The following is a 23,999-nucleotide window of genomic DNA, read 5'->3' on the forward strand; positions in this document are numbered from 1 at the left end:
CGCCCTTGCGCGACAATGCGGCACCGTGCCAGACCGTATGCTGGCCCACCATAAAAATGCAATAGATAGGAGACTGAAATGACGATGAAAAAAGCAGCGGCACTGGCGATGCTGGTCGGAACAAGCCTGCTCCACGCCGGCCTGGCACAAGCACAGGACACCATCAAGATCGGTGTGATCGCCGCGTTTTCTGGTCCATTTGCCGATTACGGCAAGCAGATGGAAGGCGGTATCAAGACTTATATGGCGCAGCATGGCGCCAGCGTGGCGGGCAAGAAGATAGAGATCATCCTGAAGGACACCACCGGTCCCTCGCCGGAAATCGCCAAGCGCCTGGCGCAGGAATTGGTAGTGCGCGACAAGGTCGATTTCCTGGCAGGCTTTGGCTTGACGCCGGAAGCGCTGGCGGTTGCGCCGATTGCCGAGCAGGCCAAAAAACCGATGATCATCATGAACGCGGCCACCTCGGCCATCACCAGCAAGTCCAACTATATCGCGCGCTTTTCCATGACTCTGCCACAGATCTCGGCGCCGATGGCCACCTGGGCGGTCAAGAACAATATCAAAAAAGTGGTGACTCTGGTGGCCGATTACGGTCCCGGCATCGATGCCGAAGCTGCCTTCAAGAGCGAACTGGTCAAGGGCGGAGGAACGGTGACCGAGGCGATCCGCGTACCGCTGCGCAATCCGGATTTTTCGCCCTACATCTTGCGTATCAAGGATGCCAAGCCAGACGCGGTCTTCGTTTTCGTGCCTGCTGGCGAGCAGAGTATCGCATTCATGAAGGGCTACCGCGAACGTGGTCTGGCCGAAGCCGGCATCAAGGTTATCGCCACCGGCGACCTGACGGACGACCATGTGTTGCCAGCGATGGGTACGGCAACCCTGGGCGTGATTACTACCTTCCATTATTCGGCGGCGCACAAATCGCCGGAGAACGCTGCATTCCTGAAGCATTTTGCCAGCACCAATCCAGGCGCGGGCAGGCCGAACTTCATGGCAGTTGGCGCCTACGACGGCATGGCCGCTATCTATGAAGTGGTGCGCAAATTGAACGGCAAGATCGATGGTCCGCAGGCAATGGCCGTGCTAAAGGGCATGAAACTGAACAGCCCGCGCGGGCCGATCATGATCGATCCTGCAACGCGCGATATTGTACAAACCGTGTATGTGCGCAAGGTTGAACAAGTCGACGGCAATGTCTACAACGTGGAATTCGATCAATTTGCGAACCAAAAAGATCCCGGCAAAGATCCCGGCAAGTAAGCACTAAGCAGTTCGGATCAGCATTCGCCAACGCTTCGCTGTCGCAGCGCCTATTTCACGCGCTGCTTTTCCAGCTTGCGCGCCAGCGTGCGCCGGTGCATGCCCAGCCTTCTCGCCGTTTCCGAGATATTGAAATCCGTCTCGGCCAGCATTTCATGGATGCGTTCCCATTCCAGGGTCTTGATGTTGCTGACGCGGTTCGACAGTTCAATATCGGCATTGCCGGCAACGTGGCCGAAGGCCGTCTCGATGTCGTCCGTATTCGATGGTTTTGCCAGGTACTGGCAGGCGCCCAGTTTGATGGCTTCGACGGCCGTGCCGATGCTGGCGTAGCCGGTCAGCACGACGATCAGCATTTCCGGGTCGTGCTGATGCAGCATCTGCACGCAAGCCAGGCCCGAAGTATTGCCATTGAGCTTCAAATCGACGACGGCGTAATCGGGGCAATGCTGTTCCAGCAAGGCACTCGCTTCATCGAAATTGGTGGCCAGGATGACCTCATAGCCGCGCCGCTCGAACGAGCGGCCCAGGGTGCGGGCAAATGCGGCATCGTCTTCGATGATGAGTAACAGGCGCTCATCTTGCATGGTGATCACTTTCTTTTTCCAGTTTGATGGCCGCCAGCGGCAAGGCCAGGTGCACCAGCGCCCCGCCCTGCACCCGGTTGCGCGCCGTGACCGTACCGCCGAGGGTACGCGCAACATTGACCACCAGGAACAGGCCAAGTCCGCCGCCAGGCTTGCCCTTGCTGCTTTGATAAGGCTTGCCCAGATGCATCAGCATCGATGGCTCGAAGCCGGGACCGGCGTCGGTAATCACCAGGTGCAGTGAATCGGCTTCGCGCGTGGCTTCGAAGCGCAGCCAGTCGGGCGACGCTTCCAGCGCATTATCGAGCACATTGCAGATGGTTTGTTTCAGGGTCGAATCGAAGACCACGGGCACATCGTGCTCGATGCGGTTATCGTACTCGAACTGCTGGATCGGCCGGCTGCTGCGCCACTCGTCGACCAAGTCGTTGAGGAAGGTGTTGATCGTCGTTTTCACGGACGATTCGCCGCGCGCCTCGCCCGCCGAGAGCAAGATGCCGCTGACGATACTTTTGCAGCGCCGCAATTGTGCCTGCATTTCCGTGATTTCTTCCAGCAATTCGCTGTTCTTGCTCAGCTCCGGCATGCGGCGCCAGTCACCGAGGATGACGGACAGGGTCGCCAGCGGCGTACCCAGTTCGTGCGCTGCGCCCGAGGCCAGCAAGCCCATGCGAATGATGTGTTCTTCTTCGGCCGCGCGCTGGCGCAAGTCGGCCACCTTGGCGTCGCCGGCGCGCTGGTTGCGGTTGATGCGCGTGATGAACACCACCAGCAAGGCGGCATTCAAAATAAAACAGATCAGCAAGCCTTGCACGTACAAGCTGGAAAAACCGCGCTCGGGATCGATCGGCAAGATCAAGGGGCCGGGCAGCAAGGCCAGGCCGGCCAGGCACAGGCTGGTAATGGCCACCATGATCCAGGTCGACCACGCTTCGAGCAGCATGGCGCTGAGGAAGACTTGCAACAAATACAGGAAAGTAAACGGGTTGCTGATACCGCCGCTCAGGTAGAGCTGGGCCGTCAGTATGGTGACGTCGACCAGCAAGGCGAGAAACAGCGCCGTATTGGAAACGGGCTGGCGTTCGTGCCAGCGCAGCAGGCTGGCTAAATTGAAAGCGATCAGGCAGGACAGCAATTCGAGCATGTAAGGCACAGGCAAGGCGATACCCAGCCCGAGGCCCACGCCAACGATGGTACTGACCTGGCCGATCACGGCCAGCCAGCGCAGCTGTATCAGCAGTTTCATGTTCTGGTGGCCGGCCGGATGCTCCATCTCGGGGGCTACGGCACCGCGCTCCAGTACTTCGCGATTGGGCAGGATCTCAATCCGGCCCGACATGATCACTTTCTTGCTCTTTATCAAGGCTTTTCTCACGCGCGCGGCGGCGCCTACTCGCGCGCACCAACCACCAGCTGATGCCCGCTACCATCAAGGCCAGCGCAAACCATGTCAGGGCATACACGAGGTGGTTGTTGTGGAAGGAAATTACGGTCAGGCCGCCGACGGGAGCGTCACTGGCAGTTTCCGATTTTTCCTTCGCATCGACAAAGTAAGGCGCCACGTTGGTCAGCATGTGCGAAGCGCCGATGGCAGCCACATCGCGCGAATACCAGTGCTGCGTGGCAGGACTGTTTTCGCGCAGAAAACCGCCACCCGTTTCGCTGATGCGCAACAGGCCATCGACATGAACGATGCCGGCCGGCGTGCTGGCGGCGATGCTTGCGCGTTTCGCCACGAAGCCGCGGTTGACCAGCACAGTGCTGCCATCGGCCAGGCGCAAGGGCGTCACCAGCCAATAGCCGCTGCCCAGTGCGGTCGTGGCCTGCACCAGGGTGTTGAAAATGGGGAGATAAGTACCGGAGAGTCGCACGTGGCGGTATTCATCGGTTTGTGGCGTAATGCTGGCCCAGGCTGCAGGTCCAGGTGCGTCCGTTGCGGGCGCATGTACGCGTTGTTCGACGCGCTCGATCAGGTCAAGCTTCCAGAACAGACGCTTGACTTGCCAGGTGCCCAAGGCACAGAAACCGGCAAAAATGATCCCCGCAAGTATGGCCAGTGCAATGCTTGAATAATGCACAGCCATGCCGCGTGGGCCTGGCGCGGCATCTTGCGATGCAGCGCCAGGGGCGCGCCCGGTGTTGCTTGGGCGCGGTTGACTCATCATGGAGCCGTTTTCGTATGCATGTACTCAGGCATCAGATCGGGCATCATGTTGTGGTTCATGTGGTACATGACCCACACTGAACCAGCCATGGCAATGACCACCATCATGATGGTGAAGATCAGCGCCATCATGTTCCAGCCGCCTTCGGACTTGGTGTTCATGTGCAGGAAGTACACCATGTGCACCACCACTTGAACCGCTGCGAACGCCAGCAGGACCAGGCCCATGGTACTCGAGTCGGTGATGACTTTCGTCATTACCAGCCAGAACGGAATGGCTGTCAGGATCACCGACAGGATGAAGCCGATAGTGTAGCTTTTCAGGCTGCCATGATCGTGTTGGTCATGGTGTTGGCTATCGCCGTGTGTGTGGTGGTCGCTCATGGCAGCACTCCCATCAGGTAGACAAAGGTGAAGACGCCAATCCAGATGACGTCCAGGAAGTGCCAGAACAGCGACAAGCACATCATGCGACGGCCGTTTTCCGGGGTCAGGCCATGCTTGTTCAACTGGAACATCAAGGTCACGAGCCAGATTATGCCGAACATCACGTGCAAGCCGTGCGTACCGACCAGCGCGAAGAACGACGACAGGAACGCGCTGCGCTGCGGACCGGCACCTTCGTGGATCAGATGAATGAATTCATATATTTCCAGCGACAGGAAGGCCAGGCCGAACAGGCCCGTGATGCCCAGCCAGACCAGGGTGCTGCGCAATTGCTTGCGCTGCATGGCCAGCATGGCAAAGCCGTAGGTGATCGACGACAGCAACAGCATGGCTGTGTTGACGGCCACCAGCGGCAGGTCGAACAGCGCGGCGCCCGTCGGGCCGTCCGCGTAGTTGCGGCCCACCACGGCGTACGTGGCGAACAGACAGGCGAAGATCAGGCAATCGCTCATCAGGTAGAGCCAGAAACCGAGCAAGCTGCCGTTTTCCGGGTGGTGCTCGCGCACAAAGTAGCTGCGCGTGCTTGGTGCGGCGCCAGCGGCGCCGGTGTTATGGGCGATGGTATCAGACATGGCTGCTCAGCAATTTAGTATAAGCGTCTTCAGTACGAATCACTTCTTCCACAGGAATGTAGTAATCGCGCTTGTAGTTAAAGGTATGGACGATGATGGCGATCAGCATGATCATGAAGCTGATGCCGGCGACGAGCCACATCTGCCAGATCAGGCAAAAGCCAACCGCTGCGCTCAGTGCGGCGATCGCGAAACCAGCCCAGGTATTCTTCGGCATGTGAATCTTCATGAAACCGGACGTCGGACGCTGGTACGCATGTTTTTTCATGTCAGTCCATGCATCGAGTTCGTGCACTTGTGGCGTGAAGGCGAAGTTGTAGTCTGGCGGTGGCGACGACGTCGACCATTCCAGCGTACGACCACCCCATGGATCACCGGTCACGTCGCGCAGGGCGTGACGATTGCGGTAGCTGACGACGAACTGGATCAGCATCGAGCCGATGCCCAGTGCGATCGAGACGGCGCCAAACCAGGCGATGATGGTCCAGATTTGCAGCGACGGATCTTCAAAGTGGTTGACACGACGGGTCACGCCCATCAGGCCCAACACATACAGCGGCATGAAGGCCAGGTAGAAGCCGACCAACCAGAACCAGAACGAGCATTTGCCCCAGAAGGTGTCGAGCTTGTAACCGAAGGCTTTCGGGAACCAGTAGTTAATTGCAGCAAATACACCGAAGACCACGCCGCCGATAATCACGTTATGGAAGTGGGCAATCAGGAACAGGCTGTTATGCAACACAAAGTCCGCTGGTGGTACGGCCAGCAGCACGCCGGTCATGCCGCCGATGGTGAAGGTGACCATGAAGCCGATCGTCCACAACATTGGCAGTTCGAAGCGGATACGGCCGCGGTACATGGTAAACAACCAGTTGAAGATCTTCGCGCCCGTCGGGATCGAGATAATCATCGTCGTGATGCCGAAGAAGGAATTGACGCTGGCGCCCGAACCCATGGTGAAAAAGTGATGCAGCCATACCAGGTACGACAGAATCATGATGACGCAGGTGGCGTACACCATCGAGGCGTAGCCGAACAGGCGCTTGCTGCTGAACGTGGCGACGACTTCCGAGAACACGCCGAACAGCGGCAGAATCAGAATGTAGACCTCTGGGTGACCCCAGATCCAGATCAGGTTGACGTACATCATGGCGTTGCCGCCCAACTCCGTCGTGAAGAAGTTAAAGCCGGCAGCGCGGTCCAGCGACAACATGGCCAGAACCGCCGTCAGTACCGGGAAAGCGGCGACGATCAGGATGTTGGTGCACAAGGCGGTCCAGGTAAAGACTGGCATTTTCATCCAGGTCATGCCTGGCGCGCGCATCTTGACGATGGTGGCGATCAGGTTGACACCGGACAATAGCGTGCCGACCCCGGCAATTTGCAAGGACCAGATGTAATAGTCTACCCCCACGTCCGGACTGCCGACGATGCCCGACAGCGGTGGATACGCCAGCCAGCCCGTGCGGGCGAATTCGCCGACGAACAGCGAGGCCATGACCAGGGCGGCGCCCATGGCAGTCATCCAGAAGCTGAAGTTGTTGAGGAATGGGAAAGCCACGTCGCGCGCGCCGATTTGCAGCGGCACGACGTAGTTCATCAGACCCGTCACAAAAGGCATCGCGACGAAGAAAATCATGATCACGCCGTGGGCGGTGAAGATCTGGTCGTAATGATCGGGTGGCAGGAAGCCGGCATTGTCGCCAAAGGCGATTGCCTGCTGGGTGCGCATCATCAGTGCATCGGCAAAGCCGCGCAGCAGCATGACCAGGCCCAGGATCATATACATGATACCGATTTTTTTATGGTCGATACTGGTGATCCAGTCGCGCCACAGGGGAGCCCAGAGGCGGAAATACGTCAGTGCCGCAACGAGTGCGATACCGCCCAGGCCAACCATTGCAAAGGTCGCCAGCAGGATAGGCTCGTGAAATGGAATTGCATCCCAAGTCAGACGGCCGAAGATAAGCTTCGTCAGATCAATATGGTCTAGCATTGTTACTCTCAGAGAAAAAAGGGAGGCGCCTGGCAAACGGCGCCAATATCTACAACGCAATGCGCTGCGGGATTCATGCAGTCGTTACTTGGCTTGAACACCCTTTTCAACTACTACATCGCTAGCGACTACTGCCGTTACGGCCGCTACCGGGCTATTTGCCATCGTCAATTTATATGGTTCGACCGGCGTTACACATAGGGCGTCGGACACGATGGTACGGTTCAAAATTGCCTTATACAGATCGCTAGGTACGGCGCTAAAACGACGTACCGGGTCGCGCTCGCTTGGCTGGGCCAGCGACAGGTAGTCGTCGCGGTTCAGCGCGCCGCCACCGGCACGTGCCGATGCCACCCATTTGTCGAAGTCTGCATCATTCACGCCGTGGAACTTGAAGTGCATGCCCGAGAAACCGGCACCACTGTAGTTCGCCGAGAAACCCTTGAATACGCCAGGCTTGTTGATGACGGCATTCAATTGCGTTTCCATGCCCGGCATGGCATAGATCTGACCTGCCAGTGCGGGGATAAAGAACGAGTTCATGACGGACGAGGCGGTGATCTTGAAGCGGATCGGACGATCGACGGGTGCATACAGTTCATTCACGGAAGCGATGCCTTGCTCGGGATAAATGAACAGCCATTTCCAGTCCAGCGCCACCACTTCGACGATCATCGGCTTGTGGCTGGCAGGAATCGGGCGATTGGCGTCGATACGGCTCAGTGGGCGATAAGGATCGAGGGTGTGGGTACTGATCCAGGTCAGCAGGCCCAGCACGATAATGATCAGCAGGGGCGCGCCCCAGATGATCAGCTCGAGGCGAGTCGAGTGGTCCCAGTCCGGCTCGTATTTGGCCGCGGTATTGTTTTTTCTATAGCGCCATGCGAAAAGCAGGGTCAGGGCGATTACCGGAACGATAATCAACAGCATCAGCAATGTCGAGATGACAATCAGATTGCCTTGCTGAACTGCGATGTCACCGGACGGGTTCAGTACCACCGTATTGCAACCAGCCAACAATGCGAGAGGTAAGAGAGGCAGTCCGCGACTAACTTTTAATGAAAACATCAGGAAAGTCCAGTACAGGGGATGAAGATATGTTACTGTATTCTCACTGGAACGCGTTGGCAATTGGACGTTTTGTCCTACCCCCTTGCTCGGACTTTTGATAGGTATTTGCGGACTTTTCCTACAACTATCTATCACATAGTCCTACTCCGGGCGTGAGACACCTGGAGTATGTTACGCGTTGGCCTAAGTCGAAACTATATTGGAGACGATCATCATGTCCAGCACACACATACACAGCGGGAATGTACCCGCCGACTCCTCCCCGCACTCCCCGCACAATGCCAGCGGGAAAGCCACAGTCGACTCACATATCGACCCCGGCGAGATCGCCGTCGGCGTGATCATCGGCCGCGCTTCCGAATACTTTGACTTCTTCGTCTACGCCATCGCCTCGGTGCTAGTGTTTCCGCGCGTCTTCTTTCCGTTTGAAGAACGCCTCGAGGGCACATTATATGCCTTCCTGATTTTCTCGTTTGCCTTCATCGCCCGTCCGTTCGGCACCCTGATCTTCATGGAGATTCAGCGCCGCATGGGACGCAGCGCCAAGCTGACGCTGGCGCTCTTCCTGCTGGGCGTGTCGACGGCCGGCATCGCCTTCCTGCCGACCTATGCCCACCTGGGCTTTGCTGCCATTATCTGGCTGTCCGTGCTGCGTATCGGCCAGGGCGTGGCGCTCGGTGGTTCGTGGGATGGTCTGCCATCGCTGCTGGCCCTGAATGCGCCAGAAAACAAGCGCGGCTGGTACGCCATGCTGGGCCAACTGGGCGCACCCTTCGGCTTCCTGATCGCCGCCGGCTTGTTCTGCTTCATGTTGGTCAACCTGAGCGATGAAGACTTCCTCGACTGGGGTTGGCGCTATCCTTTCTATGTGGCTTTCGCGATCAACGTCGTCGCCCTGTTTGCCCGCCTGCGCCTGGTGTCGACGCCAGAATATGCACGCCTGCTCGATGAACGCGAACTGCAACCGGTGAGCATACTTGAAATGAGCCGCGGCCAGGGCCGTAACGTGCTGATCGGCGCCCTGGCAGCGCTGGCCAGCTACGCCCTGTTCCACCTGGTCACCGTGTTCCCATTGTCCTGGATTTCCGTCTACCAGACGCGTTCGGCCTCGGACTTCCTGCAAGTGCAAATGCTGGGCGCCGTGCTGGCCGCCATCGGCGTGGTGATCTCCGGCTTGCTGGCCGATAGAGTGGGCCGTCGCACGACCCTGGCCGTGCTGGCCGTGCTGATCGCTATCTTCAGCGCATTCGTGCCGACCCTGATGGGCGGTGGCAATGCCGGCCAGGACGTGTTCATCCTGGTCGGCTTCAGCCTGCTGGGCTTGTCCTACGGCCAGGCAGCGGGCGCCGTGACGGCCAACTTCCCTGCCCGCTTCCGCTACACGGGCGCGGCCCTGACATCCGATCTGGCCTGGCTGGTCGGTGCCGGCTTCGCCCCGCTGGTGGCGCTGGGCCTGTCGGCCAACTTCGGCCTGGCCTATGTCAGCTTCTACCTGCTGTCGGGCGCCGTCGCCTCGCTCGCTGCCCTGAGCCTGAACCGGGCGCTGGAAATTCGCGACTGATACCCGTCGCTGCAGCAGTTGCAAGCACACAGCGCCGGATTCGTCCGGCGCCTTTTTTATACCAGAGCGCTCACGGCTATGCATGCTCTGTTTCGGCAGGGGTTAGCCATGTTTCACATTTCAACTGTACGCTAGCGCACTTTGCAACGCCTTGCAGCGCCTTGCGAGCAGGCGATCCAGCGCCAGGCTGTTATGCTGGCGCACGCTTTGTTTGAACGCCAGAAAAATTGCTTTTCAATTAAAATTGCTTTTCGCGCCAGCCTTAAGCCTTATATGGATATGATGAATACCAAAACCCCGATCGATTCCTTCAGCTTTCGCCGCATCCTCGCCCGTAACGTGACCTTGCCGCTGGTCATCGGGGTCGTCACGGCGCTCGTGTTTGTCGGCCTGATCGCCTACCTGCTCTCGGCGCTGCGCTCGGTCGAGCATTCCGAACGGGTGATCGGTAATGCAAACGAGGTCATGAAGTTGTCGGTCGACCTGGAAACGGGCATGCGCGGCTACCTGCTGACGGGCGATGAAACGTTTTTGGCCCCGTACAAATCGGGCAAGGCAAAAATCAGCGTCGAAATGACTACCCTGCTCGACCTGGTCTCCGACAGCGCCATCCAGGTCGATCGTTTGCGGCGCATCCGCGCGCTGCAAAAACAGTGGATGGAATACGCCGAAAGCGTGATCGCGCAACGCCGCAGCAACCAGGAATTTCTCGCACGCGTGCGCCAGGGTGAAGGCAAGCTAGAGTTTGATGAAATTCGCCGCGACTTTCTTACCTTCCTGTCCATGGAGCAGCGCTTGCGCCAGGAACGCGCCGATACTGCCGAGAGCCGCACCATACTCGCCGTACTGGTATTCCTCGCTCTCAGCCTGGGCATGTCCGGCTTGCTGGCCTATTTGGGACGGCGCGAACTGCTGCGTCTATCCGACATCTACAACGATGCGCTCGAACAGCGCGGCAAGGACAACGACGTGCTGCAGGAGCAAGCCTGGCTGCGCACGGGGCAGACCGAATTGGCGGCTCACACCAGCGGCCAGCTAGGCCTGCAGCAACTGGGGCGGCACGTGCTCGATTTCCTCGCCCACCGGCTCGACGTGGCCGTGGCCACCCTGTACGTCGTCGACGACGATGGTAGTCTGCGTCGCACGGCCGTATACGGCTTCAGGCAACAGGGCGTGCAGGACAAGCAGGTGATCAAGCTGGGCGAAGGCCTGGTGGGCGAGACAGCGCGCGAAAAACGCCTCAAGCATGTGCAGCAAGTACCCGACAATTATCTGAGCGTGACATCGAGCCTGGGCAGCGGCACGCCGCTGGAACTGATCCTGGTGCCCGTCAGCAATGAAGGCATCGTCAACGGCGTCATCGAACTGGGCTTTACGCATCGCGTCAGCGCCCGTGCCAAGCAATGGCTGAACCTGATTGCCGCCAATGTCGGCACCTCGCTGGAAGCGGCCCTGTACCGCCAGCGCCTGCAAAACGTGCTGGAAGAAACCCAGCAACTGAATGAAGAGCTGGAAGTGCAGCAGGAAGAATTGCGCACCGCTAACGAGGAGCTGGGCGAGCAGTCGCGCGTGCTGGAACAGTCGCAAGCCCACCTGGAAGAGCAAAAGGCGGCGCTGGAACAGTCGAATCAGCAACTGGCCGTGCAGGCGCTGTCGCTGGACCAGAAAAACATGGCCATCGTCCAGGCACATGCCCAGCTCGAGGCGCGCGCCGAAGAGCTGCAGCGGGCCAGCCGCTATAAATCGGAATTCCTGGCCAATATGTCGCACGAGCTGCGCACGCCGCTGAACAGCTCGCTGATCCTGTCCAAGCTGCTGTCGGACAACACCAGCGGCAACCTGACGCCGGAACAAGTGACGTTTGCGCAAACCATTTATTCGGCCGGCAACGATTTATTGAGCCTTATCAACGATATCCTCGACATTTCCAAGGTCGAAGCGGGCAAGCTGGAATTGACACCGGCAGCCGTGCCCTTCGACGAACTGCTCAGCAGCATGAAGATGCTGTTTGGCGCCCAGGCGCAGCAAAAGAAACTCGTTTTCACTACGAGCGTGGCGCCGGACGCGCCGCCGTTGTTGCTCAGCGACCGCCAGCGTCTGGAGCAAATCTTGAAAAACCTGTTGTCGAACGCCATCAAATTTACCGATACCGGCACGGTGTCCTTGCACGTCAGCACCGATGCGGCCGGCCAGGTACGCTTCCAGGTGCAAGATACCGGCATCGGCATCGCCACTGAGCAGCAGCAAAAAGTGTTCGACGCCTTCCACCAGGCCGACGGCACCACCAGCCGCTGCTATGGCGGCACGGGCCTGGGCCTGTCAATCTCGCGCGACCTGGCAGCCTTGCTGGGCGGCAGCATCGAGCTGACCAGCACGCCAAGCCAGGGCAGCACGTTTTCCTTGCTGCTGCCGGCGGTCATGCCGGAACGTGTGGCGACAATGACGCAGCAGCAGCAGCAGCAGCAGCAGCCTGCACAAATCAGCGCCACGCCGCCCAGGGCAACGCCCGCCGTCCAGCCCGTCCCGCTAGCCACCTTCCTCGACGACCGCAACAGCGTGGCAGCCGGCAAGACCGGCCAGCGTTCCGTGTTGGTGATCGAGGATGAACCGGCGTTTGCCGGCATCCTGTTCGAGCTCGCGCATGAAATGCAATACCGCTGCCTGGTGGCCCATGGCGCCGACGAAGGCTTACGACTGGCGCAACAATTCCTGCCCGACGCCATCCTGCTCGACATGGGCTTGCCCGACCGCCCGGGCTTGCTGGTGTTGCAGCAGTTGAAGGAAAACCCGCTGACACGCCACATTCCGGTGCACATCGTGTCCGGCAATGACCAGATCCAGGAAGCCATGCAACTGGGCGCCGTCGGTTATGCCACCAAGCCGCGCACGCGCGAGCAGTTGAAGGAAGTGTTCCGCAAGCTCGAGTCGAAGTTCACGCAAAAGATGAAGCGCATCTTGCTGGTCGAGGACGATCAACGCCAGCGCGAAAGCGTGGTCCACCTGATCAGCGATGACGACGTGGAAATCACCGCCGTGGCGCTGGGCGAGCAGGCGCTGGAATTACTGAAGACACAGATTTTCGACTGCATGATCATCGACTTGAAACTGCCCGATATCGAGGGTAACGAATTGCTCGAACGCATGGAACATGAAGAACTGTGTTCGTTCCCGCCCGTTATCGTCTACACGGGCCGCAACTTGAGCCGCGAGGAAGAGGCGGATCTGATGAAGTATTCGCGCTCCATCATCATCAAGGGCGCCCGCTCGCCCGAGCGCCTGCTCGACGAAGTGACCTTATTCCTGCACAAGGTGGAATCGGAACTGTCGAGCGAGCGCCAGGGCATGCTGCAGCAGGTGCGCAGCCGCGAACGCGTGTTTGAGGGACGCAAGATTTTGCTGGTCGATGACGATGTGCGCAACATCTTTGCGCTGACGAATGCGCTGGAGCAGAAAGGCGTGGTGGTGGAAATTGGCCGCAACGGCTTCGAAGCCATCAGCAAGCTCAACAGCGTGGACGATATCGATCTGGTGTTAATGGATGTCATGATGCCCGGCATGGATGGCCTGGAAGCGACGCGGCTGATCCGCGCCGATGGCCGCTATAACAAACTGCCCATCATCGCCATTACCGCCAAGGCCATGAAAAATGACCAGGAAGAATGCCTGCAGGCGGGCGCCTCCGATTACCTGGCCAAGCCGATTGACCTGGACCGTCTGTATTCGCTGCTGCGCGTGTGGATGCCGAAAATGGAACGCATCTGATGCCTCTGCACACGGACACGCAACTGCATGCACTGATGGAGGCGATCTGTCAGCGCTACAGCTATGATTTTCGCAACTACTCCCTGCCCTCGCAGCGGCGTCGCCTGAACCAGGCGCTAGAGCGCTTCGCTTGCGCGGACTTGCCTGCCCTGCAGCAACTGGTGCTGGACGACCCTGCCGCTTTTGGCAAGCTGTTGCAGATGTTGACCGTGCCAGTCACGCAAATGTTTCGCGACCCGGCTTTTTTCCTCGCCGTGCGCCAACACGTGGTACCCGTGCTGAAAACCTATCCATCGCCGACGATTTGGGTGGCCGGTTGCTGCACGGGCGAGGAAGCGCTGTCGCTGGCCATCGTGCTGCACGAGGAAGGCTTGCTTGAGCGCAGCACAATTTACGCCACCGACATCAATCCGCAAGCGCTGGCCACGGCCGCGCGCGGCGCCTATCGGCTGCAGCGCCTGTCCGACTATGGCGACAACTACCTGGCCGCCGGCGGCCTGGGCCGGCTGGCCGATTACTACACGGTCGAGCATGCTACCGCGCAGTTCGACCAGCGCCTGCTCGACAGGATCAACTTTGCCGACCACAGCCTGTCCACGGACAGTGTCTTTATTGAAGCGCAATTGATTTTATGCCGCAACGTGCTGATTTACTTCAATAAAACCTTGCAGGAACGCGCTCTGGGTTTGTTCCACGACGCGCTGTGCCATCGCGGCTTCCTCGGCCTGGGCAGCAAGGAAAGTACCCATTTCACGCGCTTTGCCGTCGGCTTCGACCCATTGCCGGGCGCCGAAAAGCTCTACCGCAAGCGTGCGCTGTCGCACGCCGCCCCCCCCCCATTACGCTGCACGGCATGGCCATGCCAGGAATGAAACATGACAATTGAAACAAGTACCAAACTGCTTATCGTCGACGACTTGCCGGAAAACCTGCGCGCGCTCAATGCCCTGATCCGCGAGAGCGACCGCAGTGTCTACCAGGCATCGTCCGGCGAAGAAGCGCTGACCCTGCTGCTCGAGCACGATTTCGCGCTGGCCATCCTCGACGTGCAAATGCCGGAAATGGATGGTTTTGAGTTGGCGCAATTGATGCGCGGCACGGAAAAAACGCGCCATATTCCCATCGTCTTCGTCACCGCGGCCGGCAAGGAAATGAATTTCGCTTTCCAGGGCTATGAAAGCGGCGCCGTCGACTTCCTGCATAAGCCGCTCGACATCAATGCCGTGCAAAGCAAGGTCAACGTCTTCGTGGCACTGCACCAGCAGCGCAGCGAGACGCGGCGCCAGGTGCAGGCGCTCGAACACAGCCGTCAGCAGCAGGAAGCGTTATTAAAACAATTACGCGTCACCCAGGCAGAACTGCAACGCTCGCTGCGCCTGCGCGACGAATTTATGTCCATGGTGGCGCACGAGCTGCGCACGCCCTTGAATACCTTGTTCCTGGAAACACAGATGCGCACCGTCAACCTGGAACGGGGCAATCTCGCCGCCTTCGAACCGGATAAGCTCAACAAGATGGTGGCGCGCGACGGGCGGCAAATCCGCAGCATGGTGCGCCTGATCGACGACATGCTCGATGTGTCGCGCATCAGCAGCGGCAAGCTGTCGATCCGCCGCGTAGCGGTCGACCTGGTCGGCCTGGTGCGCCGCGTGGCAGACGACCTGGGCGCATGTGCAGCGGCCACGGGCAGCGTGCTCGAAGTGCTGGCATTCGAACCCATCGACGGTGACTGGGATGTCTTCCGCGTGGAACAGATCGTTGTGAACCTGATCAGTAATGCCTTGCGCTATGGCCAGGGCCAGCCGGTCGAAATCAGCCTCGCGCGCACGCAGAACAGCGCCATCATCGAAGTGCGCGACCATGGCATCGGCATCAGTGCGCGCGACCAGGAACGCATCTTCGACGCCTTCGAGCGCGTCATGCACCAGGACCACACGGGCGGCCTGGGCCTGGGCCTGTTCATTACCAAGCAGTTGGTGGACGCGCATGGCGGCGCCATCACTGTGCAAAGCGCGCCCGGCAACGGCGCCCTGTTCAGCGTCACCCTGCCGCTGTCTGGAAGCTGAGGCAGACAAGATAAGCGCACTGTAAGCGCACTGCCGCCAGCCGACTACGCGTCGCGCCGGCGCGTCTTCAGTGCGCCAGCCAATTCTTCGAGGCCAAATGGTTTGCGCAGGAAACGCGCGCTGGCGTCCTGCATCAGGCTGGCGCCCCAGTCGTGCCCTGACGCAAACACCACGTCCAGTTGCGGCCAGTGCACACGCGCATGGCGCGCCAGTTCCAGGCCGGACATGGTGGGCAGACTGATGTCGGTCACCAGCACGTCCAGGCCAGGCATGGCCAGCAGGGGCAAGGCTGCCTCGGCGCTGGCCACGGCATGCACGGTATGGCCGAGCATATTAAGCATTTCCGTCGTCATTTCACGCGCATCGTCGTTGTCTTCTACCAGCAAGATGCGCCGTCCCGACGGATCGGGCGCGCCCACCAGGCGGCGGTCGGCCAGCAGGTGGCGGATGCGCCGCGCCAAGTCTTCGCGCCGATAAGGCTTACTCAACAGCTCTACGCCCGGATCCAGCCGGCCACCTTGCATGATGGCATTGTGCGTATAGCCTGAGGTAAACAACACGGCCAGTTCCGGCAGCAACAGCCGGGCTTGCTGCGCCAGCTCCTTGCTGCTGACAGGGCCAGGCATGACCACGTCCGTAAACAGCAGGTCGATGGCCACGCCCGTGCCCAGCAGGGCCAGTGCCGAGGCGCCATCGTCCGCATGCAGCACGTCGTAGCCCAGGCCGCGCAGCATGTCAACGACAGTATGTTGCACGGGAGCATCATCCTCCACCACGAGGATGGTCTCGCTGCCGCCCAGTACAGGCCCCGTCAGGCCCGCTGGCGGCTCGGCCAGCTTTTCCAGCGAACGCGGCAGATATATTTTGAAGGTTGTGCCGGCACCCGGCGCGCTGTGCACCTTGATGTGGCCCGCGCTCTGGCGGATGAAGCCGTAGGCCATGGACAGGCCCAGGCCCGTGCCATCGCCTTCGCGCTTGGTGGTAAAGAAGGGCTCGAAAATCTGGTCGATCACGTCGCGCTCCATGCCATGGCCCGTGTCAGTAATGGTCAGCAGCACGTATTGCCCTTCGAGCACATCGGCATGCAGGCTGGCGTAGGCGGCATCGAGGGTGACGTTGCTCAAGGTAAAAGTAAGGCGTCCGCCCCCCTGCATCGCGTCGCGCGCATTGATGGCCATGTTCAGCAGCACGTTTTCCATCTGGTTCGGGTCGACCAAGGTATGCCACAAGCCCTCGCTGATGAAGGTTTCTTCGCTGACAGCTTCGCCCAGGGCGCGGCGGATCAACTCGTGCATGCGGCGCAGCAAGCTGCCCAGGTCCGTCACCAGCGGCTTCAACGGTTGACGCCGCGCAAAGGCCAGCAGTTGCGATGACAGTTTGGCGCCACGCTCGACGGCCGAGGCGGCCGAATCGAGTCGCCTGGCCGCCTGCGGATTGTCGGCCACCGTCAGTTTCAGCAGCTGCAAATTGCCGGAAATGATTTGCAGCACGTTATTAAAATCGTGGGCCACGCCACCGGTCAGCTTGCCTATCGATTCCAGTTTTTGCGCCTGCAATAACGCTTGCTCGCTGCGCATCAGCGCCAAGCGCGCCTCCTTTTCATCAGTGACATCGCGGCCGATGGCGTGGATCAGCTTTTGCGCTGGCACGGCCGTCCAGGAAATCCAGCGGTAGCCGCCATCGCGGCGCCGGTAGCGGTTTTCCATGCGCAAGGTGGGCGCGCCATGGGCCAGGCGCGACAAATCCTGCAAAGCCGCCATGCGGTCGTCGGGATGCACGAGGCTGATGAAATCCATGCCCAGCGATTCGATTTCAGGACGTTCGAGGATTTCACTCCAGGCGGGATTGACAGCGATAATCATGCCGGCCAGGTCGGCCACCAGCATGATGTCGGTCGACAGCCGCCACATGCGGTCGCGGTCGGCCGTACGGTTGGCCATTTCCACTTCCAGCGAGGAATTGAGGTAGGCCATCTTTTCCAGCACGTTTTTCTGCTCCTGCACGTCGGTATTCGTGCCCACCCAGCGCAGCACCGTGCCTGTCTCGTCGAACAACGGCAAGGCGCGTGCCAGGAACCAGCGGTAGGCGCCGTCGCTGGCGCGGCGCATGCGGAACTCGTATTCGTAAGCGCTGGCCGTGGCAACGGCCCGTTCCCAGCTTTGCTGCATGGCCTGCACGTCGTCCGGATGCATGCAGTGGCGAAAGCCGCTGGAGACCAGGGACTTCATCGACTGCCCCGTGTATTCGCACACCTGTTCATTGACCCAATAGGTGGCGCCGCTGCCATGCGCCAGCCAAGCCTGGTTGGGCATGGCCGAGGCGAGCGAACGGAACTGCGCCTCACTGTCGAGCAAGGCATTGCGCGCCTGCCAGTGCTGGTCGATATCCTCGCAGGAGCCATACCATTTCGCCGGCTGGCCGCGCGCGTCGAGCCGGCAATAGGCGCGTGTATGCACCCAGCGGTACAAACCGTTTTGCCAGCGCACCCGCATCTCTTGGTCGAAAGGCTGGCCGCTGTCCACCGATGCGCGCCACGCCGCCAGACAATGGGGCACATCGTCGGTATGCAGGGCATCGAGCCAGTTGCTGCCCAGGCCGCTGCAGCCGGTCCATTCGCGCCAGCGCTGCGCCACATAGTCGAGCTTACCGTCGGGGTCGGCCGTCCACAGCACTTGCGTGTTCAGCTCGATGGCGTAATGAAAGTGTTGCTCGCTATCGTGCAGCGCTTTTTCCAGCTGGCCCCGCTCGATGACATGCGCGGCCACGCGCGCGGCCAACACCAGCAATTCGATTTCGGGTTGCGTGGGATAACATGGGGCCTGGAAAAACAGGCCCAGCACGCCCAGGATATGCCCCTTGGCACCGAAGACGGGGGCGACCCAGCAGGCGCGATAGCCATGCAGCATGGCTTCCTTGCGGCCCGCGCTCCAGTGGGCGTCGCGCGAGATGTCGCCGCAATACACGGGCGCACCGGAAAAGGCCGCCGTGCCGAACGGCGAAGCTTCTGCGCCGCCGTGGCGCACGGCCATACACAAGTCTTGCGGCAGGCTAGGGGCCGACAAAGCGTAAAAGCGGTCGGCGTCATCGATCAGCACGAGACAGGCATGTGCGCCGCCCTCGGCCAGGTCTTGCAGCGCCAGTAACAAATGTTCCAGCGCATGGGGCAAGTCGGTGCCTGCGGCGATATTGCCCAGCGCGCTATGCTCTGCGTCCAGCAAGGAAAGAATGTTGTTTGCGTGCACCGTGTCGACAAGGGGAAAACTGATGCCCGAAATATACCATGGGGCAGCCCTCTTCCAGCTAAAACAGCGTTCTGCGACCACGCGGCGCTATGCTAAAGTATTGTTCCCTTCTCAAGCGAAACCAACGATGTCCACCTTCTTGCCATCCGCCCTGCTCGCCTCCGTCGACGGCGCCGTCGTCGCGCCCATGAGCCTGGACGACTACCTGGCCCTGGACGGCCCCGCGCCCACGGCGCGCATCGCGTATGGCTGCGCGCCGTCGCAATACGCCCAGCTGTTCCGGCCCGAAGGCAGCGGGCCTTTCCCCGTCGTCGTACTGGTGCATGGCGGCTGCTGGACGCTGGCCTTCGGCGGTATCGAGCAGATGCGCAACGTGGCAGGCGCGCTCGCCGCGCAAGGCATTGCCGTCTGGAATGTGGAATACCGTCGGGTCGACGAGCCGGGCGGCGGCTATCCGGGCACCTATGCAGACATGCACGCGGCGCTGGACAGCCTGCAGCAGCACGCCGCCCTGTACCAGCTCGACGTGAAGCGCATCATGGCCATGGGCCACTCGGCCGGAGGCCAGTTGGTGCAATGGATCGCCGGGCGCGAAAAACTGCCGAAGAATAGTCCGCTGTACCGCGACCAGTACTTGCCAGTGCCGCATATCCTCAGCCTGGGCGGCCTGGCCGATCTGCGCCACGAACGCGATTTGATCAAGCGCAGCTGCGAACGCGACATCGAGCAATTGGCAGGCTGCGCCAGTACTGAGCGCCCCGACATCTACAGCGACACCAACGCGGCCGACCTGATACCGAATGGCAGCCGCACCGTGCTAGCTACCGGCGAGCTCGACACCATCTCGCCACCGCGCGTCGCGCACGACTATGCGGCCAGGGCCAACATGGCCGGCGACCAGGCACAAGTGCTGATTTTACCCGGCGCCAGCCACTACGACGAGATCGCGGCCACGTCGAATGCGTGGCAGATGATTTTACCGGTGATCAAACAGATGCTGGGAATCGAGGCGAAATGAAGCGCCCATCGTCTGCTTCCTTGGAGCCGCGCATGCGTTCGATTGGTGGCGTGCAGGCTTGGTCGCTATATTTTGCGCAACAATCGCCTTCATCTGGGCCTCAAAAAAGAGTGAGCCCAGCTTGCGTCCAGCTAGGCTAAGCTACGTCAAGCTGCTGTAGATAGGCGACCAGGACGATAAGGTAGAAAAAAAACACTACTTCGGGGTCCGCCGAAAAGTCTGCATCCAAGCTCAATCGTCCACGATTGCGCTTCGATGAGAAGACGGGGCGACAAGGCCCCGGGGTTTTTCGGACTTACAAAGAGGCCATGTCGATCACGAAGCGATAGCGCACGTCGCTCTTGACGACGCGCTCGAACGCTTCATTGATATCCTGGATGCGGATGATCTCGATATCGGAGACGATATTGTGCTGGCCGCAGAAATCGAGCATTTCCTGGGTTTCCTTGATCGAGCCTATCATGGAGCCCGACAGGCTGCGCCGCGCGCCGACCAAACCGAAGGCACTGATAGGCGGCACGGCACCATCGGGAATGCCGACGATGACCATGCTGCCATCAACTTTCAGCAAGTTGATGTACTGGTTCCAGTCGATCGACGCACCCACCGTGCAGATGATCAGATCAAAAGTACCGGCCAGCTCGCTGAAGGTTTGCGCGTCATTGGTGGCGTAGTAGTGGTCGGCGCCCAGGCGCAGGCCGTCTTCGCGCTTCGACAGCGTCTGGCTCAGTACCGTCACTTCGGCGCCCATGGCGTGGGCTATCTTGACACCCATGTGGCCCAGGCCACCCATGCCCAGGATGGCGACTTGCTTGCCAGGGCCGGCTTTCCAGTGCTTGAGCGGCGAATACAGCGTGATGCCGGCGCACAGCAAGGGCGCGGCAGCGTCCAGCGGCAGGTTGTCGGGGATCGACAGCACATAACCTTCCTTGACGACGATACTGTCCGAGTAGCCGCCTTGAGTGGCCGTCTTGCCATCGGCTTCCAGGCCGTTGTAAGTCTGGATCAGGCCTGGCATATACTGTTCCAGGTCCACGTTGCGCGTCTTGCAGGTGGTGCAGGAATCGACGAAGCAGCCCACGCCCACATGGTCGCCCACCTTGAACTTGCTGACGTTGGCGCCGACGGCGGTGACGACGCCGGCGATTTCATGGCCGGGCACCATCGGGAAGGCAGCGCCGCCCCATTCGTCGCGTGCCTGATGGATGTCGGAATGGCATACGCCACAGTATTTGATCGAGATGGCCACGTCGTCTGCGCGCGGGGCGCGGCGCTCGAACGTGAACGGTTGCAGTGCGGAGGTGGGGCCCAGTGCGGCGTAGCCTTTGGCGATGGTGGTCATGAAATCTCCTGTATCTATAGGTGTGTGACGAGGGGGCGCGTGCTGCGCATGCGATGCTTGCAGTGTGCCTGAGAATGACGGCCACCGTTACCGCGATCCTGCAAGACCTTTGCACGATCCTCCAAATCTGCGTAAGATCAGCTCCTGCCGTGCCGTGCCCTGCCCTGCCCTTCATGACCTTGACATTAACATTGACACTGACACCCATGTCCACAGCACTCGCTCCACAAGATGAAATCGTCGCCCTGATCAGCCGCCACGCGCCGCGCAACGGCGACTACGCGACCGCCATCGGCAATCTGACCTTCCACCGCCAGTCGTGCGTCACCGACTCGCTGTTCCATGCGGCGCGCCCCAGCGTGGCCATCATCGCGCAAGGGGCGAAGGACGTCACATTGGGCAGCGAAACCTTCCATTACAGCCGCATGCAGTATCTGCTGACTTCGGTCGACCTGCCGGTGCAGGTGCGCGTGGCGCAAGCGAGCGAAGAACAACCGCATTTGTGCGTAGTGCTGGGCATCGACATCGTTGACGTGGCGGCGTTGCTCGACAGCGAGGGCGCCAACGGCGGCGCGGTAGCGCAAAAGGGCGTTCCCGCCACGCGCGGCATTTCCGTCAGCGACGTCTCGCCCGACCTGCTCGACGCCATGCTGCGCCTCGTCCGCCTGCTCGACAAACCGCAGGAAATCGCCGCGCTGGCACCCTTGATTCGCCGCGAACTGACCTATCGCCTGCTGAACGGCCCCGTCGGCGCGCGTCTGCGCCACATGGCGCTGAGCAGCAGCCAGTCGCACCAGGTGGGGCAAGCCATCGACTGGATCAAGCACCATTACGCACAGCCGCTGCGCATCGAGCACCTGGCCAGCATGGCGAACATGAGCATGTCGTCGCTACACCACCACTTCAAGGCAATTACGGCCATGACGCCGATGCAGTACCAGAAGCTGCTGCGCTTGCAAGAAGCGCGGCGATTGATGCTGGTCGAGCAGATCGACGCTGGCACGGCAGGCTACCGGGTCGGCTACGCCAGCGAATCGCAGTTCAGCCGCGAATACAGCCGCCAGTTCGGCCGCGCGCCCATGCGCGACGTCGGCCAGGTGCGGGCGCAGCTGAGCGGCGCCGGCATGGCCTATTCCGGCTTGGCGTAAGCGCCCCGGCCCGACGTGTCGCAGATGAACACCTCGTCTGGCTAGAAATAGTATCACTAACACTCACTGAACGGCATTAGCTAGACAGGGGCGCTTTTCAGGCGTGCGCGCCTTGCCTTGCGCGCGGATAGGCCGTATGTTGAAGGCATACTAACAAAGGAAAGCAGCATGACTTCGAACGACTTTGCCAGCACCGCCCTTCCCCTCTATTGCATCGCCGAACTGCGCGCCATCGAGCAAGCGGCCATGCAAGACTTGCCGCAAGGGCTGCTGATGCAGCGTGCCGGCCAGGCTGGCGCAAGTGCCGCCCTCAAGCTGCTGCACGCCACGAAAGACGGCAACGCGGGGCACCGGCGCGTACTGGTGCTGGCCGGCCCCGGCGACAACGGCGGCGATGCGCTGGAAGCGGCCGCGCTCCTGGCCCACAGCGGCACCGAGGTGCGCGTATGGCTGGCGGGCGAGGTGCAAGCCACCTCGCCCGAGCGCGCACAGGCGCTCAGCCGGGCGCGTAACAGCGCCGCGAGCTTCATGGACGCGGCCAGTACCGTGGCCTCGGCCGTCGTGGGCAGCGCGCAGTGGCATCTGGTCATCGATGGCCTGTTCGGCATCGGCGCGTCGCGCCCTTTGGCCGGCGAATGCCGCGCAATGGCGCAGCTGGTCAACGAGCTGGCATGCCCCGTGCTGGCGCTCGACGTGCCCAGTGGCTTGCACGCGGACACGGGCGCCATCGACGGCGTCGCCATCTGCGCCACGCACACGCTCACCTTTATCGGCGACAAGCCGGGCCTGCATACGGCAAACGGACGCGATTATGCGGGCGAAGTGGAAGTGGCCGCGCTGGCCATCGATGCTTCCCTGCTGCCACCGGCCAAAGCCCAGCTAAGCGGCCTGCACCTGTTCGCCCGCCAGTTACAGCGGCGACGTCATAATACGCACAAGGGCAGTTACGGCAGCGTGGCCATCGTCGGCGGCGCGCAAGGCATGGCGGGCGCACCCATCCTGGCAGCCCGCACGGCGCTGCACGCGGGCGCGGGGCGCGTCTACATCGCATTTCCCGACGTGCCACCCGCGTTCGACAGCGGCCAAGCGGAACTGATGTGTCGCCGCGCCCAGGACGTGGATTTCTCTGGCCTGCACTTTGCCGCGCTGGTGGCAGGGCCTGGCCTGGGCGACGACGTCGACATGGTCGAGCTGCTGCAGCGCACGTTTGAGAGCGACAGCGCACTGCTGCTGGACGCCGATGCGCTGAACCTGATGGCAGCCGAAGTGGAACTGCAATCGGCCCTGGCCGTGCGCACGGGTCCGGGGGCGACGATATTGACGCCGCACCCGCTGGAAGCGGCCCGCTTGCTCGATATGACGCTGGCCGAGGTGCAGGCTGACCGCCTGGGCGCGGCGCGCCAGCTGGCCGCGCAGCTGGGCGTGATCGTGGTGCTCAAGGGTTCCGGCACGCTCATCGCCGCGCCCGATGGCGGCATCGTCATCAATAACACGGGCGGCCCCGCCCTGGCCACTGCCGGCACGGGCGACGTGCTGTCCGGCCTGTGCGGCAGCCTGCTGGCGCAGGGTTGGCCGGCATGGGAAGCGGCAGTGGGCGCCGTGTGGCTGCATGGCGCGGCGGCCGACGCGCTCGTCGCCGCTGGCAACGGCCCCATCGGCCTGACAGCTGGAGAATTAATCCCGGCGATACGCAAGCTGATCAATGCCCTGTCGCAGGCTTAATGACGCAGGCTTAATGACGCAGCTGACTGGCGTCA

Annotated in this window: 17 protein-coding genes; 8 read left to right on the forward strand and 9 right to left on the reverse strand. The window is 60.9% G+C overall.

The features are described 5' to 3' along the window. Positions 1 to 78 precede the first annotated feature (78 nt). Positions 79 to 1,266: an ABC transporter substrate-binding protein gene (locus tag H4V96_RS11335; protein ID WP_010398405.1), complete on the forward strand. Its 1,188-nt coding sequence runs from the start codon at positions 79 to 81 to the stop codon at positions 1,264 to 1,266. A gap of 50 nt (positions 1,267 to 1,316) precedes the next feature. Here the strand turns inward: H4V96_RS11335 and H4V96_RS11340 are convergent, their stop codons facing one another. The 7 genes from H4V96_RS11340 to cyoA form a co-directional block, all read right to left on the reverse strand. Further along, positions 1,317 to 1,853 (reverse strand): response regulator transcription factor, encoded by a 537-nt coding sequence (locus H4V96_RS11340; protein ID WP_070347413.1) that lies wholly within the window; start codon positions 1,851 to 1,853, stop codon positions 1,317 to 1,319. Continuing rightward, on the reverse strand, positions 1,843 to 3,192 hold the full coding sequence (locus tag H4V96_RS11345) for an ATP-binding protein (protein WP_196855178.1): 1,350 nt from the start codon (positions 3,190 to 3,192) through the stop codon (positions 1,843 to 1,845). The genes H4V96_RS11340 and H4V96_RS11345 overlap by 11 nt, the downstream gene beginning before the upstream one ends. Next, positions 3,176 to 4,018 (reverse strand): SURF1 family protein, encoded by an 843-nt coding sequence (locus H4V96_RS11350; protein WP_010398409.1) that lies wholly within the window; start codon positions 4,016 to 4,018, stop codon positions 3,176 to 3,178. The genes H4V96_RS11345 and H4V96_RS11350 overlap by 17 nt, the downstream gene beginning before the upstream one ends. Beyond that, entirely contained in the window at positions 4,015 to 4,401 is a 387-nt protein-coding gene (gene cyoD, locus H4V96_RS11355; protein ID WP_010398411.1) for a cytochrome o ubiquinol oxidase subunit IV, read from the reverse strand. The genes H4V96_RS11350 and cyoD overlap by 4 nt, the downstream gene beginning before the upstream one ends. Then, the gene (cyoC, locus tag H4V96_RS11360) at positions 4,398 to 5,036 is read right to left on the reverse strand and encodes a cytochrome o ubiquinol oxidase subunit III (RefSeq protein WP_070347414.1); all 639 of its coding nucleotides are present in this window, start codon (positions 5,034 to 5,036) and stop codon (positions 4,398 to 4,400) included. Before cyoC ends, cyoD begins: the two co-directional genes overlap by 4 nt. After that, complete coding sequence (cyoB, locus tag H4V96_RS11365; protein ID WP_010398413.1) at positions 5,029 to 7,032, reverse strand: cytochrome o ubiquinol oxidase subunit I; 2,004 nt, start codon at positions 7,030 to 7,032, stop codon at positions 5,029 to 5,031. The genes cyoC and cyoB overlap by 8 nt, the downstream gene beginning before the upstream one ends. A gap of 84 nt (positions 7,033 to 7,116) precedes the next feature. Continuing rightward, positions 7,117 to 8,100, reverse strand: a complete 984-nt coding sequence (gene cyoA / locus H4V96_RS11370) for a ubiquinol oxidase subunit II (RefSeq protein ID WP_050855916.1) — start codon at positions 8,098 to 8,100, stop codon at positions 7,117 to 7,119. Positions 8,101 to 8,317: 217 nt separating this feature from the next. Between cyoA and H4V96_RS11375 the strand changes: the two genes are divergently transcribed. The 4 genes from H4V96_RS11375 (at position 8,318) to H4V96_RS11390 (ending at position 15,492) form a co-directional block, all read left to right on the forward strand. Beyond that, positions 8,318 to 9,664 (forward strand): MFS transporter, encoded by a 1,347-nt coding sequence (locus H4V96_RS11375; RefSeq protein WP_196855177.1) that lies wholly within the window; start codon positions 8,318 to 8,320, stop codon positions 9,662 to 9,664. A gap of 282 nt (positions 9,665 to 9,946) precedes the next feature. Continuing rightward, on the forward strand, positions 9,947 to 13,426 hold the full coding sequence (locus H4V96_RS11380; RefSeq protein ID WP_196855176.1) for a response regulator: 3,480 nt from the start codon (positions 9,947 to 9,949) through the stop codon (positions 13,424 to 13,426). Beyond that, positions 13,426 to 14,298, forward strand: coding sequence for a CheR family methyltransferase (locus H4V96_RS11385; protein WP_196855175.1), 873 nt, complete (start codon positions 13,426 to 13,428; stop codon positions 14,296 to 14,298). Before H4V96_RS11380 ends, H4V96_RS11385 begins: the two co-directional genes overlap by 1 nt. A 3-nt stretch (positions 14,299 to 14,301) precedes the next feature. Next, on the forward strand, positions 14,302 to 15,492 hold the full coding sequence (locus H4V96_RS11390) for a hybrid sensor histidine kinase/response regulator (protein WP_196855174.1): 1,191 nt from the start codon (positions 14,302 to 14,304) through the stop codon (positions 15,490 to 15,492). Between the two features lie 44 nt (positions 15,493 to 15,536). Here the strand turns inward: H4V96_RS11390 and H4V96_RS11395 are convergent, their stop codons facing one another. After that, on the reverse strand, positions 15,537 to 18,734 hold the full coding sequence (locus H4V96_RS11395) for a PAS domain-containing protein (protein WP_142303385.1): 3,198 nt from the start codon (positions 18,732 to 18,734) through the stop codon (positions 15,537 to 15,539). 127 nt (positions 18,735 to 18,861) lie between these two features. Between H4V96_RS11395 and H4V96_RS11400 the strand changes: the two genes are divergently transcribed. Beyond that, positions 18,862 to 19,752, forward strand: a complete 891-nt coding sequence (locus H4V96_RS11400; protein WP_196855173.1) for an alpha/beta hydrolase — start codon at positions 18,862 to 18,864, stop codon at positions 19,750 to 19,752. Between the two features lie 295 nt (positions 19,753 to 20,047). Here the strand turns inward: H4V96_RS11400 and H4V96_RS11405 are convergent, their stop codons facing one another. Beyond that, the gene (locus H4V96_RS11405) at positions 20,048 to 21,094 is read right to left on the reverse strand and encodes an NAD(P)-dependent alcohol dehydrogenase (protein ID WP_010398426.1); all 1,047 of its coding nucleotides are present in this window, start codon (positions 21,092 to 21,094) and stop codon (positions 20,048 to 20,050) included. Positions 21,095 to 21,300: 206 nt separating this feature from the next. Between H4V96_RS11405 and H4V96_RS11410 the strand changes: the two genes are divergently transcribed. Further along, positions 21,301 to 22,242, forward strand: coding sequence for an AraC family transcriptional regulator (locus tag H4V96_RS11410; protein ID WP_070347279.1), 942 nt, complete (start codon positions 21,301 to 21,303; stop codon positions 22,240 to 22,242). A gap of 168 nt (positions 22,243 to 22,410) precedes the next feature. After that, entirely contained in the window at positions 22,411 to 23,964 is a 1,554-nt protein-coding gene (locus tag H4V96_RS11415; RefSeq protein WP_196855172.1) for an NAD(P)H-hydrate dehydratase, read from the forward strand. Positions 23,965 to 23,999: the final 35 nt, after the last annotated feature.

Origin of the sequence: Janthinobacterium sp. CG_23.4 (assembly GCF_029892305.1) — a bacterium.
GTDB lineage: Bacteria > Pseudomonadota > Gammaproteobacteria > Burkholderiales > Burkholderiaceae_D > Janthinobacterium > Janthinobacterium lividum_D.

Coding starts and splice junctions, on each gene's coding strand:
- H4V96_RS11415 (WP_196855172.1), top strand. CDS start 22,411: ATGACTTCGAACGACTTTGCCAGCACCGCCCTTCCCCTCTATTGCATC.
- cyoB (WP_010398413.1), bottom strand. CDS start 7,032: ATGCTAGACCATATTGATCTGACGAAGCTTATCTTCGGCCGTCTGACT.
- H4V96_RS11380 (WP_196855176.1), top strand. CDS start 9,947: ATGAATACCAAAACCCCGATCGATTCCTTCAGCTTTCGCCGCATCCTC.
- cyoD (WP_010398411.1), bottom strand. CDS start 4,401: ATGAGCGACCACCACACACACGGCGATAGCCAACACCATGACCAACAC.
- cyoC (WP_070347414.1), bottom strand. CDS start 5,036: ATGTCTGATACCATCGCCCATAACACCGGCGCCGCTGGCGCCGCACCA.
- H4V96_RS11350 (WP_010398409.1), bottom strand. CDS start 4,018: ATGATGAGTCAACCGCGCCCAAGCAACACCGGGCGCGCCCCTGGCGCT.
- H4V96_RS11340 (WP_070347413.1), bottom strand. CDS start 1,853: ATGCAAGATGAGCGCCTGTTACTCATCATCGAAGACGATGCCGCATTT.
- H4V96_RS11390 (WP_196855174.1), top strand. CDS start 14,302: ATGACAATTGAAACAAGTACCAAACTGCTTATCGTCGACGACTTGCCG.
- H4V96_RS11345 (WP_196855178.1), bottom strand. CDS start 3,192: ATGTCGGGCCGGATTGAGATCCTGCCCAATCGCGAAGTACTGGAGCGC.
- H4V96_RS11405 (WP_010398426.1), bottom strand. CDS start 21,094: ATGACCACCATCGCCAAAGGCTACGCCGCACTGGGCCCCACCTCCGCA.
- H4V96_RS11375 (WP_196855177.1), top strand. CDS start 8,318: ATGTCCAGCACACACATACACAGCGGGAATGTACCCGCCGACTCCTCC.
- H4V96_RS11385 (WP_196855175.1), top strand. CDS start 13,426: ATGCCTCTGCACACGGACACGCAACTGCATGCACTGATGGAGGCGATC.
- H4V96_RS11410 (WP_070347279.1), top strand. CDS start 21,301: ATGTCCACAGCACTCGCTCCACAAGATGAAATCGTCGCCCTGATCAGC.
- cyoA (WP_050855916.1), bottom strand. CDS start 8,100: ATGTTTTCATTAAAAGTTAGTCGCGGACTGCCTCTCTTACCTCTCGCA.
- H4V96_RS11400 (WP_196855173.1), top strand. CDS start 18,862: ATGTCCACCTTCTTGCCATCCGCCCTGCTCGCCTCCGTCGACGGCGCC.
- H4V96_RS11335 (WP_010398405.1), top strand. CDS start 79: ATGACGATGAAAAAAGCAGCGGCACTGGCGATGCTGGTCGGAACAAGC.